General features: G+C 43.0%; 16 protein-coding genes. 3 read left to right on the forward strand and 13 right to left on the reverse strand.

Annotation, left to right across the window (positions count from 1 at the left end; genetic code table 11):
* Positions 1-140: 140 nt before the first annotated feature.
* The 3 genes from atpG to NZ848_RS09330 all read right to left on the reverse strand — a co-directional run bounded on the left by atpG (position 141) and on the right by NZ848_RS09330 (position 4,248).
* Positions 141-1,025 (reverse strand): ATP synthase F1 subunit gamma, encoded by an 885-nt coding sequence (atpG, locus tag NZ848_RS09320; protein ID WP_253530372.1) that lies wholly within the window; start codon positions 1,023-1,025, stop codon positions 141-143.
* Between the two features lie 57 nt (positions 1,026-1,082).
* Positions 1,083-2,657, reverse strand: a complete 1,575-nt coding sequence (gene atpA / locus NZ848_RS09325; RefSeq protein ID WP_253530376.1) for a F0F1 ATP synthase subunit alpha — start codon at positions 2,655-2,657, stop codon at positions 1,083-1,085.
* Between the two features lie 337 nt (positions 2,658-2,994).
* Complete coding sequence (locus tag NZ848_RS09330) at positions 2,995-4,248, reverse strand: PQQ-dependent sugar dehydrogenase (RefSeq protein ID WP_390890874.1); 1,254 nt, start codon at positions 4,246-4,248, stop codon at positions 2,995-2,997.
* 226 nt (positions 4,249-4,474) lie between these two features.
* On the opposite strand from NZ848_RS09330, the gene NZ848_RS09335 reads away from it, so the two are divergent.
* A complete protein-coding gene (locus NZ848_RS09335) occupies positions 4,475-5,476 on the forward strand; it encodes an SMP-30/gluconolactonase/LRE family protein (RefSeq protein ID WP_259015269.1) in 1,002 nt (333 codons plus the stop codon).
* Between the two features lie 38 nt (positions 5,477-5,514).
* Here NZ848_RS09335 and NZ848_RS09340 read toward each other — a convergent pair whose 3' ends face one another.
* The 9 genes from NZ848_RS09340 to NZ848_RS09380 form a co-directional block, all read right to left on the reverse strand.
* Positions 5,515-6,798: a M16 family metallopeptidase gene (locus NZ848_RS09340; RefSeq protein ID WP_259015270.1), complete on the reverse strand. Its 1,284-nt coding sequence runs from the start codon at positions 6,796-6,798 to the stop codon at positions 5,515-5,517.
* 121 nt (positions 6,799-6,919) lie between these two features.
* Positions 6,920-8,212 carry a cell division protein FtsZ gene (ftsZ, locus tag NZ848_RS09345; RefSeq protein WP_259015271.1) on the reverse strand — a complete coding sequence of 431 codons (1,293 nt, stop codon included), beginning with the start codon at positions 8,210-8,212 and terminating at the stop codon, positions 6,920-6,922.
* Positions 8,213-8,411: 199 nt separating this feature from the next.
* A complete protein-coding gene (gene ftsA / locus NZ848_RS09350; protein WP_259015272.1) occupies positions 8,412-9,833 on the reverse strand; it encodes a cell division protein FtsA in 1,422 nt (473 codons plus the stop codon).
* Between the two features lie 71 nt (positions 9,834-9,904).
* Positions 9,905-10,672: a cell division protein FtsQ/DivIB gene (locus tag NZ848_RS09355; protein ID WP_259015273.1), complete on the reverse strand. Its 768-nt coding sequence runs from the start codon at positions 10,670-10,672 to the stop codon at positions 9,905-9,907.
* Between the two features lie 66 nt (positions 10,673-10,738).
* Positions 10,739-11,515, reverse strand: coding sequence for a GNAT family N-acetyltransferase (locus NZ848_RS09360; protein WP_259015274.1), 777 nt, complete (start codon positions 11,513-11,515; stop codon positions 10,739-10,741).
* 24 nt (positions 11,516-11,539) lie between these two features.
* Complete coding sequence (gene murG, locus NZ848_RS09365; RefSeq protein WP_259015275.1) at positions 11,540-12,640, reverse strand: undecaprenyldiphospho-muramoylpentapeptide beta-N-acetylglucosaminyltransferase; 1,101 nt, start codon at positions 12,638-12,640, stop codon at positions 11,540-11,542.
* Positions 12,641-12,679: 39 nt separating this feature from the next.
* Positions 12,680-13,858, reverse strand: a complete 1,179-nt coding sequence (locus tag NZ848_RS09370; protein WP_101724469.1) for an FtsW/RodA/SpoVE family cell cycle protein — start codon at positions 13,856-13,858, stop codon at positions 12,680-12,682.
* A 307-nt stretch (positions 13,859-14,165) separates the two neighbouring features.
* Positions 14,166-14,495 (reverse strand): large conductance mechanosensitive channel protein MscL, encoded by a 330-nt coding sequence (gene mscL / locus NZ848_RS09375; RefSeq protein ID WP_259015276.1) that lies wholly within the window; start codon positions 14,493-14,495, stop codon positions 14,166-14,168.
* 29 nt (positions 14,496-14,524) lie between these two features.
* Positions 14,525-15,523 (reverse strand): DUF3078 domain-containing protein, encoded by a 999-nt coding sequence (locus NZ848_RS09380; RefSeq protein ID WP_253530428.1) that lies wholly within the window; start codon positions 15,521-15,523, stop codon positions 14,525-14,527.
* A 352-nt stretch (positions 15,524-15,875) separates the two neighbouring features.
* Between NZ848_RS09380 and NZ848_RS09385 the strand changes: the two genes are divergently transcribed.
* Positions 15,876-16,184 (forward strand): SCP2 sterol-binding domain-containing protein, encoded by a 309-nt coding sequence (locus tag NZ848_RS09385; protein ID WP_259015277.1) that lies wholly within the window; start codon positions 15,876-15,878, stop codon positions 16,182-16,184.
* A gap of 52 nt (positions 16,185-16,236) precedes the next feature.
* On the forward strand, positions 16,237-18,027 hold the full coding sequence (locus NZ848_RS09390; RefSeq protein WP_259015278.1) for an acyl-CoA dehydrogenase: 1,791 nt from the start codon (positions 16,237-16,239) through the stop codon (positions 18,025-18,027).
* A 48-nt stretch (positions 18,028-18,075) separates the two neighbouring features.
* Here NZ848_RS09390 and NZ848_RS09395 read toward each other — a convergent pair whose 3' ends face one another.
* Positions 18,076-18,759 carry a head GIN domain-containing protein gene (locus NZ848_RS09395; protein WP_259015279.1) on the reverse strand — a complete coding sequence of 228 codons (684 nt, stop codon included), beginning with the start codon at positions 18,757-18,759 and terminating at the stop codon, positions 18,076-18,078.
* Positions 18,760-18,851 lie beyond the last annotated feature (92 nt).

Below are 18,851 nucleotides of genomic sequence, written 5' to 3' on the forward strand. Positions count from 1 at the left end.
ATGGCAATTACTATAATATTGGTTAAATGCTGGGTTTCTACGGCCTAAAAGTTTATAACAGCTAACCAGGCATGCAATAAAACAAAAAATGGCGAGCCGTCTGGCTCACCATTTTCATTTGTATATCTGCTTATATTAAATTAATCTCCTTTCAAAGCTTCGGCACCACCCACAATCTCCAGAATCTCTTTGGTAATTGCGGCCTGACGGCTACGGTTGTACTCAATTTTCAAAGAGCGCAACAACTCGTTGGCATTGTCTGTTGCTTTGTCCATGGCTGTCATACGAGCGCCATGCTCTGATGCGTTCGATTCCAACACAGCCTTAAATAACTGCATTTTAATGGCCTTTGGTATCAGTTCCAAAACAATCTCTTCTTCTGAAGGCTCAAAAATGTAATCAATCTTGCTGGCTGCTGATTCATCAGCTTTTTTATCAACCAACGGAAGCATCTGTTCAACTCTGATGATTTGCGTAGCAACGTTTTTAAACTCGTTATAAACAAGCTCCACAACATCGTACTTCCCTTCTTCAAAGGCTGTCATGATTGATTCTGCAGCTGAACGTGCATGCGCAAAATTCAGGTTCTGGAAGATAGTCATGAATGATTCGTTCACTTTATAACTGCGACGAGCCAGTGCTTCACCACCTTTTTTACCCAGTGCCAGAATCTCAACATTACCTTTAGCTGCCTGAGAAGCATACTTTTCATTAATAACAGCCAAAGCTGCTTTAATGATATTTGAATTAAATGCACCACAGAGACCTCTGTCTGATGTAACCAGAACAACCAGAACTTTCTCTACCGCACGTACACTGGTATAAGGGCTGGTAGCGCCTACTTCAGTATTGGCTGATACGGTAGCAATCAGTTCGTTAAGCTTGGTAGCATACGGACGCATCTGAAGGATAGCATCTTGCGCTCTGCGTAACTTAGCTGCAGACACCATTTTCATGGCTTTTGTAATCTGCGTCGTTGAGTTTACCGAGACAATTCTATTTCTTACTTCTTTTAATGAAGGCATCTTTCTAAAAAATTAAGAATGAAGAGAGAGAGAGAACCCGCTCTTCATTCTATATTATTATGCATATTTTTCAGCTAATTCTTTACCAACTTTCTTGATGGTATCGGCGGCGTCATCCAGCTTTCCGGCTGCAAGCGCTTTCAAAACCTCAGGATTCTGTGCTTTCAACAGGGTAACAAACTCATCTTCGTATTCTTTTACTCTGTTTACCGGAACTTTGTCTAACACACCATTGATCGAAGCATAGATGATAGCCACCTGCTCAGCAACCGGCGATGGAGAGAACTGCCCTTGTTTCAGGATTTCCTGGTTACGACGGCCACGTTCGATAGTCAATTTGGTAGCGGCGTCAAGGTCTGAACCAAACTTGGCGAAAGCTTCCAACTCGCGGAACTGCGCCTGGTCTAGTTTCAGGGTACCTGCTACTTTTTTCATTGATTTGATCTGAGCATTACCACCCACGCGTGATACCGAGATACCTACGTTGATAGCAGGACGGATACCGGCGTTGAAAAGGTTTGACTCAAGGAATATCTGACCGTCGGTAATTGAAATTACGTTGGTAGGGATATAAGCAGACACGTCGCCGGCCTGTGTTTCAATAATTGGAAGCGCAGTTAATGAACCACCACCTTTCACTTTACCTTTCAATGACGGAGGCAGGTCGTTCATATCTTGCGCAATTGAATCATTGGCATTGATTTTAGCGGCACGCTCCAGCAAACGGCTGTGAAGATAGAAAACGTCTCCAGGATAAGCCTCACGTCCCGGAGGGCGACGAAGCAACAATGACACCTCGCGGTAAGCAACAGCTTGTTTCGACAAGTCATCATACACAACCAATGCCGGACGACCGGTGTCACGGAAATACTCACCAATAGCGGCACCGGTAAACGGCGCAAAGAACTGCATTGGAGATGGGTCTGAAGCACCGGCAGCTACTACTACTGTGTAATCCATGGCGCCGTATTTACGAAGTGTTTGCTCAACCGCTTTGATGGTTGATGCTTTCTGGCCGCAAGCTACATAAATACAGAATACAGGTTCGCCTTTGTCATAAAACTCTTTCTGGTTAATGATGGCATCAATACAAACCGCGGTTTTTCCGGTCTGACGGTCACCAATTACCAACTCACGTTGTCCGCGTCCAATCGGAATCATCGCATCAATCGCTTTGATACCAGTTTGAAGCGGCTCAGTTACAGGCTGACGATAGATAACACCGGGGGCTTTACGCTCCAAAGGCATTTCAAAAGTTTCACCCTGAATCGGGCCGTTACCATCAATTGGTTCAGCCAATGTATTTACAACACGCCCAATAATACCGTCACCTACTTTCACTGACGCGATTTCGCCGGTACGTTTAACGGTTGCACCTTCTTTAATTCCTGTTGCGTCTCCTAAAAGTACTGCTCCTACGTTATCTTCTTCAAGGTTAAGTGCTAGTGCTTTTAAACCGTTTTCAAAAGCCAACAATTCACCGGCCTGTACTTTTGATAAACCATATATACGTGCCACACCGTCTCCGATTTGTAGCACTGTACCTACTTCTTCGAGTTCCGCTTCGGTTTTTGAACCTGCTAGTTGTTCACGCAGAATAGCCGAAACTTCATCTGGTCTAACTGATGCCATATTTATTTTGATGAGTTTTTAAATGTAGATCCGAAAATAGGTAGTACACCTTCATTTTTCGGGTGCAAAAGTACTACACAATTTTCACAATTCCGATGTTTTTGGCAAAAAAAGACAAAAAAGGTAGGACTATTTTTAGAAAACCACCTAAAAGGCCTCTGCAAGCCCCAATTTGCCCGCTTTTACTGCCTGCAGGCATCTGTTTTTATACTGGTTTTTAGCTCAAAAAACAACATAAAACGGTGGTTTTCACGAGCTTAGCCAGGTAAGCATATTATTTTGAAAAGCTAAGGGTATGTCTTTAAACATACCCTCAACTGTAAAACTCCTGAGAGGCCTATTTGGCCCCCTTATAACTAATTTTATAGATGGTTCCGCCAAGGTCGTCAGATACATAAATTGAGCCGTCAGGGCCTTGAGCCAGTCCGCAGGGGCGGTGTTGTACCGGGCCGGTTGGTTTAGCCAGGTCTATACCGGCAAAGTTATCGGCAAAAATCTCCCAGGGGCCAGAAGGCTTGCCATTCTTGAAAGGCACAAAAGCCACCATATACCCTTTTTTCAATTCAGGCGACTGGCCGTGGAAAGCAACAAATGCTCCGTTTTTATACTTAGCCGGAAACGCATTGCCCGTGTAAAACAACAATCCGTTGGGGCCCAGGTGGGCAGGAAACGCAGCAGCAGGATTAATGGCTTTTTCGCCACCGGTCTTTTTGCCGTCGCCGCCGTATTCAGGGCACAGGATTTTCTTTTTCTGAAACTGGTCATAATACACATAAGGCCAGCCGGCATCTGCACCTTCATGTAACTCATACATGGTTTCGGCAGGTAACTTGGTACTCATTTCAGGCGTATAATAATTCGGGAAAGCCTCATGAAACTGGCCCCTGCCGTGCATCATCACAAACAATTTATTGGTTTTGGTGTTCCAGTCAAGCCCTACAACGTTTTTCAGCCCTGTGGCATATCTTACACCATCACTATAAGTCTGGTTAAGTTTATTAGTCTTGAAACGCCAGACTCCGCCAACCGAATCAAGCAATGCACAAGGATAAACACCCTTGTTGGTGCCTTTTTCTTTACAGGTTTCATCTGGTGACCCAACAGAGACATAAATATTACCGTTGTTATCCAGTGCAATGGCTTTGGCTTCGTCGCGGCCTTTGGCAACCAGCCCGGTTACAATCTGTTCCGGGTTATCAATATTAGTAATTTCTCCGTTGGCATCCAGCTGATAACGATACACTCCGGTGTTAGACGAAGAATACAGGTAGTTGTCTTTAATAACAATACCTGTGCCTTTATAATCTAGCAGGTTTTTCCGGGCATCCAGCTTGCCGTCAGCATCGGAGTCGTATAAATAAACAAGACCTTTGCCATCTTTCAGTTTAGAAAGTTTGGCATAAACGCCACCTTTGCTGTTAACAGCCATATGACGGGTAGCGCCGAGGTCGTTACCTAATACAGAAACAGAAAATCCGGCGGGCACTTTAATGGCCGGTGCGGGGGTTTCATCAAAAACAAAGGCAGAAAGTAGAGCCACTCCTGCCACAGTCGTGAGCCATGAGTGAATCCGTGAAATTTTACGCATGATTGAAAGTTTAGATTTTGGTTATGAATTGAATAGGGCCCGTAGCCATCAGACGGCAAATATATAAGTATGCCGATGATTCTTTGTTAATGTTTAATTTATTTTAACTCAATAATCTGATTATGAATAAAGCAGCGAGCGTTCTTGAATCAATCTTTCTTGTGCGGTTTGGTTAGACTTTGCAAAAATTCAATTAAATTCGTTTATCAACCTGTAACTATAGCTTCCTATGAAAACCGTATTACTATTTGCCCTTTTAATAATGATGAACAACCTGACAACAGCGCAACAAAAAACATTGGGAAAGGTGAACCGCCTTGACCCAGCCATTAATAATCTGATAGATAAAGATGCAAAAATTGAGATTCTGAGCGAAGGATACGACTGGGCTGAAGGCCCGGCCTGGGTTAAAGATGGCAATTATCTGTTGTTTTCTGATGTACCCGCCAACACGGTTTATCAATGGAAAGAAGGAGCAGGTGCCAGGCCTTTTCTGAAACCGTCTGGCTATACCGGGCTTGGGGTATATAGTGATGAACCCGGCAGCAATGGCTTAATTATTAATAAAGATGGCATGCTGGTTTCTTGCGAACACGGCGACCGCCGTATCTCAGTAATGCCGCTTAGCATAGGCGGCAAACGCACACTGGCCGATAACTACGCGGGTAAGCGTTTCAACAGCCCGAATGATATTGTGCAGAAATCAAACGGCGATTATTATTTTACCGACCCTCCGTATGGTTTGATGAAGAAAGAAAATGACCCGACCCGGGAAACGGAGCTATTCGGCGTTTACAGAAAAGGAACCGACGGGAAAGTTACTTTAATAATAAAAGACCTTACACGCCCTAACGGCCTGGCTTTTTCGCCGGATGAAAAGACTTTGTATGTGGCACAGTCAGACCCTGACAGAGCCTACCTAATGGCCTACCCTGTGCTGGCCGACGGGAAAGTGGGTAAAGGTAAAATTCTGTTTGATACCACCCCTATGGTAAAAGAAGGGTTTCAGGGTTTACCTGACGGACTGAAAATTGATAAAAAAGGGAATATATTCACCACCGGCCCCGGTGGTATTTTGATACTGACGCCGGAAGGAAAGTTGCTGGGCCGCATTGAAACCGGGGTACCCACAGCCAATTGTGCCTGGGGTAATGATGGTTCAACGCTCTATATAACGGCCGATATGTATTTATTGCGGATACAAACCAAAACGGTTGGGGTTGGGTTTTAAAAACAAGGGGCAGGTCTCTCTGCCCTGCCCCTTATCATTTATTTCCCCCCTACTACTACTTCAAATAAATTTTCGGGTTTAAAATAGGTATTGGCCATTTCAAGTACATCCATTGGTGTAACGGCACGTACTTTCTGAATATAATTATCGTAGAAATCGGCTGGTAAATCGTCCAGTATAATTATTTTCTGCCTGTCGGCTATTTCAAAAGGTGTGTTTAACGACCCCACAAAAGACCCAATCATGTAATTTTTGGCGGTTTCAAGCTCTTCTTCTTCTACCGGCACCGTTTGCAGCAGGTTTATTTCCTTTAATATTTCGTCTAAAGTCTGCTGCGTAAATTCTTTCTTTACATCGGTACCCATTACCAGATAACCGCCTTCTTTCTGAGGTACCAGCCCTGACGAAATACCATAGGTAAAGCCTTTTTCTTCGCGGATATTTTTCATGAGTCTGCTGCCAAAATAACCGCCGAAAACAGTATTGGTAACCATAAACTTGAAATAATCAGGGTGGGTACGGCCAAATAACTTTTTGCCCAGGCGAATGGATGACTGCAGGTTTTCGGAGCGTTCAACCAATATGCTTTCGGGATGTGTAATGTCGGCACTGGTATCAATCAAATGCTGATGCTGCTGAAATTCAACCGGGGTTTTGCCCAGGTATCTGTTCAGGGCCTGCACTTCTTCATTACCAAACTTGCCAGATATAAATATTTTAAAACCTTTGCCCTTTATATGCTTTTCATAAAAATCTGTAACATCGTTTCTGGTGATATCATCTATCAACGCAAGCGTAAGCGATTTCCCGTAGGGGTGATTAACGCCGTAAATCTGCTCTCTGAACACCTGACCGGCTACATAAGAGCTTTTTTCGAGGTTAATTTTCAGATTCTGTGAGGTAATATTTTTTTGTACCTGCAATTCACTTTCAGGAATTACAGAATCTGTAATCATTTCAAGTAAAAGCGGCAGAAGTTCGGGTAAATGTCTGGTAAGGCCATGTACGGTTATTGTGAGTCTTTCTACGGCCTGGCTTATTTCAAGAAATGCGCCGAAGGAATCAAAATGCTCGCTTATTCCGGTTGCAGTATGCTTTGATGTACCTTCTGAAAGCATTTTTGCTGCAAAGAACGACTCCCCGGTTTTATTCTCAAATCTGCTGCCGGCATCAAAAATTAATTCCAGACGCATTACCGGTTGTTCGCCGGCTTTAATCATGTAAACTGGTATCTGGTTATCGAGCAGTGTTTTTTCAGCTTTCGGGATACTTACCTGTTCTATAGTTTGTGAGGGCGGAGCAATTGTTCGGTCTAATATCATTGATTTATGGGTATAATCTTAACAGTTGTATACAGAAAAAGTAAAACAAATAATGATTCGGGCAGGAATAACATCATTCGTTTTACTTTAACAAACTTTAATATAAATAGATAACAAAAAATTATCTGCTTGATTCCATCATGCCCAACAAATAATCAAGGTCATACTCAAGAACTTTACCACTTTGCCGCAGTTTTTTCACATCCTGTAGTTCAATTCCGTTACGGACATAAGTAGGTGTGCTTAAAGCCGGATTCCGGTATCCCTCTCTCATAAAACGCTGAATCATGTTTTTAATTCGTTCACTGTCATCCGTTTTCTGATGCTCAGCCACAGCTGAAACCGCGTTTTTTGTCCTGACAGCCTCTCCGGTTTTCCGCTCCCCGTTTTTGTCTTTCACTTCTGGTTCCTGCGGCTCATTTTCAATTCCCAAATCAAAGCCGGCAGCTACAATTGTTACCCTAACTTTAGACTTCAGGTTTTCGTCAATAGCAAAACCATGCTTGAAAAGCCTTGCCTTGGTCTGAATCTGGCTTTCAATAAACTTGGTAACCAGTGTCTGGTCTGAGAGCTTGATTTTATGCTCGGTGCTATAGGCAATACTTACCAGTACTCTTTGTGCCCCACCTATACCGTTGCTCTCAAGCAATGGTGACGAAAGCGCCGATTTAATGGCATCTTCGGCCCGTCTTTCTCCCTCTGCCTCTGCTGTACCCATTACAGCCTGACCCGCATTACCTAAAACTTTTTTCACATCGGCAAAGTCAAGGTTTATAATACCCGGCCGTGTAATAAGCTCTGCAATACTTTTTACGCCATTGGCCAGCACATCATCAGCCTTAGCGTAGGCTTCTTCTATATCCATATCGCCGTACTGTTGTTCAAGACGCTCATTCTTGATAATCAGTACGGTATCACTGCAATTTTTAAGTTCTTCAATTCCGGCACGCGCCTGCACAATTTTGTCTTCTCCTTCAAAAGTAAAAGGGTCTGTAACAACGGCAACGGTAAGCAGGCCCATCTCTTTGGCAATGCGCGCTATTACAGGGGCTGCACCTGTACCGGTACCGCCACCCATACCCGCAGTGATGAAAACCATCTCTGTAGGCGCTTTTAATACTTCCCGAATCACTTTTTCGCTTTCTTCAGCAGCCTTTTTACCCATTGCCGCTTCAGTACCGGCACCTAACCCCTTGGTTAGTTCTATGCCAATCTGCAACCTGTGGATACCCGACGGAGCCGATTCAAGCGCCTGCAAATCTGTATTACAAATAACCAGACCAATATCAGTTACACCCAGCCTGTGCATGTGTTTAACGGCATTACAGCCGGCACCACCCACACCAATTACCTTAATGATGTTCTTGAATTTGTTTTTACTTGTAACGATTTCGAAGTCTGGTTCTGGCGACATAATAAGAAAGAATTTATGTAGATTAGGAAAGTATTTTTCAAAGAAATATAAATACTAAGGCAATTGCTTTTGGAAAACAGTTGCTTTAATGTACATCTCTGCCAAATATGGTATCGGTGCGTTTAGCCATTGGCTACAAAGGGCTTTAAATGCCTGATACCAGAAAATATCTGCTCTTTATAAATAATATAATTGAATACTAGTTTGTATAATTTTTGTCGTCTCCCAAGTCATGCTTACCAGCTGATGAGACTTTCTTTTTTAACCAGCCAAAGAGACCTCCTCCTGTGGGTTCGTCATCCTGTGGCTCTTCTCTTTTTCCGCTATTACGACTCACCGAAGGTGTATCGACGCCATTCATGTAACCGCTTTGTGACTGGCTCTCAGGCAAATCACCCCATATAACCTCTTGCGGTACACGTTCATCGAGCGGCAAAAAGCCTGATAGCACCAGGCCAACAACAGTGGCATACTTGGGGTCGGTGATTTTACTTATCGCACTTTCTCCTATGTTTCTGATAGTGTTGCCTACGCGGATGTTCATGCCATTGGTTACCTGAGCAAACACATCTTTTATCATGGCAATATTAGAGGTACCTCCGGTTAGCACTACACCGCTAATCAACTGCCCATCATAACCCGAATGCATGATCTCGGCCATTACCATGGTGGCTATTTCTTTCAGACGCTCTTCAATGATGATACTCACATTTTGCGCCACAATTTCTTTATCTGGCAGCCCCTCAATACCCGGAATCTTAATTATCTCATTTTTTCCTACCTCATTAGGTGGCACTGCCCCCATAATAAGTTTCAGTTTTTCGGCGTGGTCTGGCAGAATCTGAAAGGCCTTTACCAAATCGTTGGTAATGCTTTTACCGGCAAACGGTATTACGGCAATGTGGCGTAGGCCACTCTCCTGAAAAATAGCAATCTCGGTTGTGTCGCCACCGATGTTAACCACTACCACACCCAGTTTACGGTCAATATCACTTAACACGGCCATTGCATCGGCCAGGGGTGTAAACAGTGTATGAACTATTTTAAGCGGAATAAATCTGCGGTTGTTCTGTACTTTTACACCCACGCTTTCGATGGTCCGCCGTAAGGCCAGATGCGGGTCATTGGGTGTAGAAACCAAAAAGAAATTGCCACCCAGTATAATGCCAAAACGGCCTACAGGATTATCAGGCACAGTGGTTTTGTCAACTAAAAACTCCTGAGGGAATGTATGGATGATGACGTTACCTGCCGTTGGCCGGAACGATTTCCGGATATCAACTGCTAATCTTTCTATTTCTTCTTTGCGTATGGTACTTCGGCTGTCATTACGTGTAATTGAACTCTGATGTGACCGCCCCTCTACGTTTTCGCCGGATATATTGACAATTACGTTGTTAATATTGATATCGGCCTTGTCAGACAAAACTGTCAGTATACGGTCTATGTCTTTTGCTGTAAACTCAAGATTTACAACCGTGCCATTAGAGACACGACCCCTTTGGGTAGGTTCTTCCACGATGTCAAGAATCTTCACTTTCTCAACACCATCCATTATTCCTGCAACGGCACAAATTTTTGTGCTGCCAATATCAATACCTACTATTACGCCTTTACTCATTTCATTAGTTTTTAGGACATCATTCACTGCTCTTTGCCTTGTGAACGTATTTTCAATGCCGTTTTCATGCATTATTTACAAACCAGTTGCCCGTCATATTTTACACTTACCCGTGTAAATTTATCCCATCCCTGCACAGGCAATATCTGCTTATAGAATATCTTTAGTCTGTTTATTCTGTTCTGAATATTCTCTGGCGCGCCAAACTCAATGGTGTGGTTTCCTAAAAGTGGCACAATACTGATATTACCGGCCTGGTCTATATCCAGCTGGGTAAACTGGGCTTTCAAGAAACTGTCTTCATTAATTAAATTAATAAAGCTCATCAACTTTTGCTGACGTTTTTGCTTTAAACTTGGCAAATTTCGGAAATATTCGCCCGAAAGCAATACAATTCTTGCGGAATATCTTTCAGAGAGCGGGAAAAAGCTGCCCTCATTATCTACATATACATCTTCACGGCCGTCAGAACCAAGAATACGGGCAATGGGTATGTGCTGCTCAATATCAATGTTCAGGTTTCCCTCAATACCTCTAAAAACCTGACAACTCTTGATTTGTTTATTCTTTAAGACTCTTTTTTCAATCTCCTGTAAATCTATCTCCTTAAAAAGCTTACCCTTTAGTTGGTCGGTACCGTAATTGGTAGCCAGTTCTTCAACTTCGTGTCTGTCAATAAAAAACTGATCGTCGGCGTTTTTGATTTTAACTTCTATTTTCTTGCAGCGGTCTGTTGAAAAAGTATTGCTTGAAAACACAATAAGCGCAACAACCGCTATGATGGCAACACCTGCCATTAGCCACCGGCCGATTTTCATTATGTTTAATTTCTTTTCCATTTCAGGCTGTACTTAAAAATAAGGTTTGCATTGTCGTAGAATCAGTGCTGAGCTGATTCCGGCACTTTAAAGGTTTTTAAGAAACGTATTTCTATCCGGCATTAACTTAAACTGGTCGGCTTCTTTGGCCTCCAGATCAGTTTTGCATAGTTCCTTAAGGCGCTCCACATCTTTGCTCCACTGGTAGCCGTTAAAATAAGACAGGCCCTTGTGGTCTCTTATTTTATACAAAGCCGAATGCTTGTAGGCAGTGCCCAGATACACATATTTAAGGCCGTTATCTTTTGCCCATCTGATAGCCCGCCACATCATCCATTTGCCTAAAGAGTGGGTACGCATGTATTCGGTATCAAAAAATGCAAACCAGTAATGCAGAAAACCGTCACCCATAGCGCCCAGTATAAAGCCTAAGAACTTACCCTCTGAGGTAAATCTAAGGATATGCGTTCCTGTCTCTCTTGATAATATATACTGCCAGCGTTCAAGGCTCATGTTGTCGTCACCGATTCGCTGCGAAATATAGGCCTGGCAAAAATCAGTAAAGGCGGGGTCGTCCAGGTTAAAGTCTTCTTTTCTGATAACTTCCAACTCTACTCTAAGAGGCTCCACCAGCCTGTTGACCCTGCGGTTTTCTGAGGTATCATCAAAGTTTTCAAGCTCAACTCTCAGGCTTCGGGCCAGATAAAATATATCTCCTTCAATACTCAGATCACCGGTATAGGGTAAAAAACCTTTTTCATAAATTCCGGCCAGCTCTTCCTGTGTTTCTTTCAGGCAATAAATGGCGTAGTCGAAAGTATAATTAGAGTAATCAACTCTGTTTTCAGAAAAGAAAATTTTCATAGGGTGATGGTGTGTCCGGTAATTTTAAATCAAAGCCAGAACTTCTTCTGCTATTTCCTGCCCTGCGTTGGGCTTTCCTAAAGTTTTTATGTTTCTGCTTAATTCGTTCATGGTTTTGGAGTCATCGGCCAGAGCTATCACCTGATCAACCAGTTTTTCTCTCGCCTCTGCATCTTTTACCCACCAGGCGGCATTTGCATTTACCAGGTTTAGCGCATTATGTGTCTGGTGGTCTTCGGCAGCAGCCGGAAACGGCACCAGTATTGACGGCTTGGCCGTAAGACATAACTCAGAAACCGACAAGGCTCCTGCGCGAGACACCACGAGGTCGGCCGCTGCATAGGCCAGATCCATTTCATAAATAAAGTCTGACACATACACACGGCTGGTCTGTAAGGCATCTACTGCCGCCCTGGCTTTATCAATAAACAATTTACCTGTTTGCCAGATAATCTGTAAATCATTTGAAATCAAATCGTTCAACCCCGCCAGTATTGATTCATTAATGGTTCTGGCACCCTGGCTGCCCCCAATAATGAGTAATACCTTCCTGTCGTCGTTCAACTTGAAATGCGCCAGCGCCTGTTGGCGTTTAGAGGCTGTTTCGAGTATATCTTTTCTGACAGGGTTACCTGTAAGCACAATTTTTTCTTCCGGAAAAAACCGCTCCATGCCCGGATACGCCACGCATATCTTTCTGGCTTTTTTAGCCAGGTTTTTATTGGTTACTCCTGCAAATGAATTCTGTTCCTGAATCAACGTTGGCACGTTCAGAAAATTGGCCATTATCAAAGTTGGGCCGCTTGCATAACCCCCCACGCCAATAGCGGCATCGGGCTTAAAGTCTTTTATTATCTGATAGGTTTTCCATAAGCTGCGAAGCAGCTTAAACGGTAAACCCAGATTGGCCAGCATATTTGAACGGTTAATGCCGGCAATGGGAAGCCCAATAATTTTGTAGCCTGCTTTGGGTACCTTTTCCATTTCCATTTTTCCTTCGGCGCCTACAAACAAGATTTCAATGCCCGGGTCTTTGGCTTTCAACTCATTGGCAATTGCCACCGCAGGGTAGATATGCCCCCCTGTGCCGCCACCAGAAATAATTATTTTTGCGCCTTTGCTCATCCGGAAAATAGCTGTAAATGGTTAGGTTAATACAATAAATCAGGCCACTACTTTGCCCTCGTCGTGTTCGCCCTTGGTAACACTCAACACAATACCAATGGCTACTGATGTAAATAAAATGGAGGTACCTCCCATGCTCATCAGAGGTAATGTCTGCCCGGTTACCGGGCCTAGCCCCACATTAATAAACATGTGTACAAATGCCTGAAAAACAATGCTGAACGTTAGGCCAACACATAAAAGCCCGCCAAATGCCCTGTTGGTGTATTCTACATTCTTGAGGCCTCTGTACAATAGCCATAGATACATAAACATAACAAGCACTGCCCCTACAAGACCGTACTCCTCTACTACAATAGCATATATATAGTCAGAAAAAGCATCCGGCAGGTAGTTTCTCTGAAAACTCTTACCCGGGCCAATACCCACTGTTCCACCCCGGGCAATGGCTATCATGGCCTGGTCTCTCTGGTAAGTATCGTCTCTGTCGGGGCTACCGATTATTTTGTCGTTATTTAAATCTACTTTGGCAAAAGCTTCAATACGCTCTAAAACCACCTGACCACGGCCAAAATCAATTCCTTTGTTATAAAGAAAAATACTAATGCTCAGCACTATTACAATTGCACTGATTACAAAAGTGGCCATCCGGAAAAGATAACGGCCCGGTACACGACCCACCCACATAATAATGAAACAGGTAATGCCCAGAATAACCGCCGTTGAAAAGTTGGTTACTGCCAGCATACCACATAACAGGCCGCACCAGAAAATAAGACCCAACAGCGTTTTGGGATTATACTCCACATTTTGCCTTCGGGCCAGCATGGCAGCAAGATTGGTGATAAGCACCAACCGAACCAGATCTGACGACTGAAAAGACACCCCAAAGATGTTTATCCAGCGTTTGGTGCCCCCAACGGTAGTTCCGAAAAAATACGTATACAACAAAATGATGGGTGTAACCCAGAGCAAAAGTCTTGAAATAACTGCGAAATTGGTATAGTTTATGCGATGCATGAACCAGATAACCATAATTCCCAGCACCAAATGACCCGTATGCGAGAGCAGGTAACTTTCGGTGTTACCGCCGGCACGTTTATAGGCAAGAGCTGAGCTGGCGCTATAAACCACCAGCATACTGAATAACGATAGCACGGCAATAATAAACCATATTTGCCAGTCGCCACGCAGTTTATCTTTTAACCACGTTTCCATGAAATAACAGAGCGGGTATCCGCAGGATTATAAGGTAAAGCACAAATTAAATTTCGGTAAGGCTATTATAAGCCTAAACTAAAATTCGATAACAAATGTAATTTATTTAGGATTGAAAGAAAAACAAAAATTTTAAATTTTATTAAGGGGCATTTCCGGTGGTTTTTGATACAGATAATACTTTTAATATGCCTGCCAGGCTCAATAGCTGATTGAAAAAACAAGGATATACAGGCCTGTATAAAAACCAAAAGCTATTCATCATGCCCCCGGTTAAAGGCTGGAAAAAAGCTAACAATGCAGAAGATTATTTCGGCTCGGTTAACTTCAGTTTATTGGCTGCTTTTACAATCAGGAATAGCACCCAGGCTATAATAAAGAAATTGATAACCACACTCAAGAAATTACCGTAATTGATAACAATGGCGGGAATCTGCTGACCGGCGGCATCAATAGTGGCTTTTTTAAGCACTATGCCCCCTGTAATACCACCACTGGTAAAAACATTGACGATAGGCATAATGATATCTTCAACCAAAGAGGTAGTAATTTTGCCAAAGGCTGCACCAATCACAACTCCAATGGCCAGGTCAAGTACATTGCCTTTGGCAATAAAAGTTCTAAATTCTTGAAACATAATTTTCAGGCGTTTATAAAGTTAAAAATTTACAGTTTAAATAATAACCCGGCAGCAAAGGCCTGGCTTATCTGAAATTTATCTATCTGGTCTTTATCATATATGGCCAGCATCGTGAAATTCAGATTCAGGTATCTGTTTACCTTGGCTGTGGCAATAAGGTTAATGTTATGGTCGATAGTGTTTTTATTGGGCAACAATTTTCTGGTTACATAGGCCTGAAAGGCTTGATAACGGCACTTAAGATTAACGTTTTTTATAATATCTTTATCCAATGAGGCCACCATCTGAAAGCCCATCTCGGTAAGCACTTTTTTACCCGGAGCAATACCGTAGGCATCAGTAGATTTGTTAAACTCAGTAAAATCAGTATAAATTTTATCGTTTAGCACAAATGTATGGCGTAAGGTTGCACCCCCTAACTGCACTAAAAAGTAACTTACCGGCTTGTACTCAACCCCGAAGCCTTCTGACAAATAACCGGGAGCCAGAAACCCTGAAATCGTTCGTCTCTGCTCAGTAGGCAGGCCGTCGTCCTGATACACCACGCCTTTGGCAAACTGTGTTAAGAAGTTGACTGTCCCAAACCAGTTTATTTTAGGATTTAACTTATGCGAATACTTGGTTTCCATAAAAAGACGATCAATACTTTTGGCCGGTCTCTGGCCTCTGTTATTGACAGTTCCCAGTTGAAACTGAACCTCGCCTGTAAAAGCTCCCTTATTTTTGTAATATTCAGACCTGTTATTAAACAATGCACCGATGCTCCAGTTATTGGTACCCCCACCCTGCCAGTTGTTAAATGACGCCTGACTAAAATTGATACCAAATTGCGCATTTCGCGGTTTCCAGAAACCAATTTTTAGCGAATCTGCCCTGTTTTTTGCTTCTCTCAGTAACTGTTTTTTGTCTTTTATAGTCAGCGTATCATTCGCATTAAAAGCAAGGCTATCATTTTTTATTTTACTTTGCCCTGCCACCTGATAAACCCAAAAAATACAGGCAAATATGGCTATTACTCTTTTCATTTATTCTTTGGTTTTTCAATTAAACGCCATTTGCTTTCAGCGGTATATGTAACGGCAAAAGCAAATAAGCTATCATCTGCAATTATTGGGCAGGCATTTGCCAGAACTAACTACGGGGTTCAGGAGGCTTATCTTAATACGGCTTCCTCAAGATAATTAAACACCTGAAAACGACCGGAAATCTGTTTTTTGACCAATAAAATTGTTGCCAATTTGATTGTATCAAGTTTCAAATATTTCAAGTCTTTTTCAAAAAATCAAATTTTTGACAAAAAAATTAGTATGCTTGCATAATATCAGTCTAATTTTATTAACTTTCGACTTTCTATTTTTACCTAAAAAATACAAGACAATGACCGCAAAAGAATATTTACAAAACACAACAGCCAAGTTAAACGAGTCTGAAATTGAAGATGTAAACACAACTTTGCATTTTGATTTTGGCAGCGAAACCTACACCATGAACGTAGCAGCCGGCAAAGCAGAGTTAAAAGAGGGCTTTGAAGGAACCGCAGAATGTGTGATTAAGGCCAATGAAGCAGACTTTGTGAAAATTGCAACCGGCGATATGAACCCGATGATGGCAATGATGATGGGGAAACTGAAAATATCTAACCCGGGCGCCATGATGAAATATGCCAAAATGCTAGGCCTGATGTAACCGGCTGTGTGCTTTTTATTTCAGCATCTTAAAACTTTTCAATGAGCGTATCATGGCAAAGAATTTCTTCAGTAAAAGAAACGTGAATTTTCTACTTTATGAAGTACATGACGTAGAGTCACTGACAGGGCATAGCTATTTTGCAGACCACAACAGGGAAACCTTCGATATGACCATCGACACGGCCACTCAGATAGCCGAAAACCTGATGTTTCCGTTTCTGAAAGAGGTTGATAAAAACCAGCCGGAGCTAAAAGATGGCCAGGTGCAGGTGCATCCCTCTATCAGAAATTACCTGAAAGCAGTAGGGGAATCTGGTATTATCGGCGCAGACTTCGATTACGAAAACGGAGGCGCCCAAATGCCGGTAACTATCACAAGCACAGTAGGATACATTCTGATGTCGGCCAATAACGGTATGATGTATACAGGCCTTACCGCCGGTGGTGCAAGGCTAATTGCCAGCTTCGGCTCTGATGAACTGAAAAAGCAGTATATAGAAAACATGATTACCGGCAAATGGCAGGGAACCATGTGCCTTACCGAGCCACAGGCGGGTAGTTCGCTCTCTGACATTACCTCTTCTGCCGAGCCTCTGGAAAATGGCGCTTACAAAATAAGAGGGCAAAAGGTTTTTATTTCTGCCGGAGACCATGATGCAACCGAAAACATTATACATCTGTTTCTGGCCCGTATTAAAGGCGCGCCAAAGGGCACCAAAGGAATATCTTTATTTGTAGTACCCAAATACAGGCTGGATGGCACCGATAATGATGTTACCTCTATGGGTATTTATCATAAATTGGGCCAAAAAGGAGTACCCGCCATGCACTTAGGCTTTGGCGACAGAAACGACGATTGTATCGGGTATCTGGTAGGTGAACCCAACAAAGGGTTGTCTTATATGTTTCAGATGATGAATGAAGCACGTATAGGCGTGGGCCTTACCGGGGTTTCTATTACTTCTGCTGCTTATTATGCTGCCCTAGAGTATGCACACGAAAGGCCACAAAGCCGCAGGTTAAACGCCAAAACCGCATTAGACACACCACAGGTACCGATAATTCAGCACCCTGACGTGAAACGGATGCTGCTATTCCAGAAATCGGTAGTAGAAGGAGGCTTGTCTTTGTTGCTGGAAACCTCTAAGTATTTCGACCTGTCGGAAGCAAGTGATGACCCTGAAGAAAAAGAGAACGCTCACCTGATGGTTGAGTTGCTGACACCGATTGCCAAGACTTTCCCATGTGAATACGGTGTGTTGTCTATCAGCAATGCGGTTCAATGCTTTGGCGGATATGGCTTTACTGAGGATTTCCCGGTTGAACAATACTACCGTGATATCCGCATTACGCCTATCTATGAAGGTACAACCGGGATACAGTCGCAGGATTTACTGGGTAGAAAAATAATGCTGGCGGGCGGAAAACCCCTGCAACTGCTTGCTGCTGAAATAGGCAAAACAATTGAAACAGCCAACCAATACGATGGCTTAATAAAATATGCTCAGCTGCTTACAGAAAGCACCGGGCAATTATCGAAGGTAACAAAACATCTGTTGGGTATTGCAGGCACCGGTGATATTGAAAGATTCTTGTCTGATGCCACACTTTATATGGAGCTTTTCAGCCTGAATGTAATTGCATGGCAATGGCTGAAACAAGGCGTTGTGGCGCAGCAAAAACTATTGACAGGCACCAATGATGCCGACTTCTACGAAAGTAAAATTCATACCATGAAATATTTCTTTCATTATGAACTACCCAAAACACAAGGGCTGGCAACACGCCTTACAGATACGGAAGTACTGACGATACTGACAGAAAAAGAAATAGTAATGTAACAACCGGGGGGACTGCTAAGGCGTCCCCCCGATGCTTTTAATACCGAATCAATTTGCCGATTTTACTGTTCCTGCACCTGAAGTATTGGCAACAACAGAGGTAGCGCCGCCTTTGTACCGCACACTGCTTGCTCCGCTGGCTTCTGCTACTATTCTACTGGTAACATATACTTTGGCTCCACTTGAACCCGAGGCATCAATTGTAGCCGTAGATACCTTAAAGTCATAAGCATTGACGCTTGAAGCGCCTGATACATCGGCAGTGAGCTTCTGTCCATCGCCAACAATAGCAACACTTGAAGCGCCTGAACAATCAAGGGCTAAATTTTTTGCATCAATATCAAAGGTAGCGCTCGAAGCGCCCGACAAATCAATACCAAAAGATTCGCTGCTGAAACCCGATACTTTTGCTTTGCTGGCACCTGAAAAACTGACAGCCACCAGTTTGGGCATGGTTATGTTGATGTGCACTTCCTTGCGGTTTTTCCAGCCAGACCAGTTAGACGGATAGCCAATCCGGAGTTCACCGTTTGATACTTTCACAACCAGGTCTTCCAAATCCTGCTCACGTCCTGAAGTTTCTATCTTGTAATTGTTAGACTGCGTAACCGTAATAATAAAGGCGTTGCCCATATCGAGTTTATCGAAACCACTTAAACTGAATGAACGCTTAGATTCCTGTGCGGTAGCAGCAGTTGCAATGAATAGTAGTAAAATGAATAGCTTTTTCATGATTTTGTATTTGTTATTGTATCTATATCCATAAGATGAAAAAAAACTTTAAACGTTGCATAGCAGGGCTTAAATTTTTGCATTTATTTATT

Origin of the sequence: Emticicia fluvialis, assembly GCF_024793945.1 — a bacterium.
GTDB classification, from domain to species: domain Bacteria; phylum Bacteroidota; class Bacteroidia; order Cytophagales; family Spirosomataceae; genus Emticicia; species Emticicia fluvialis.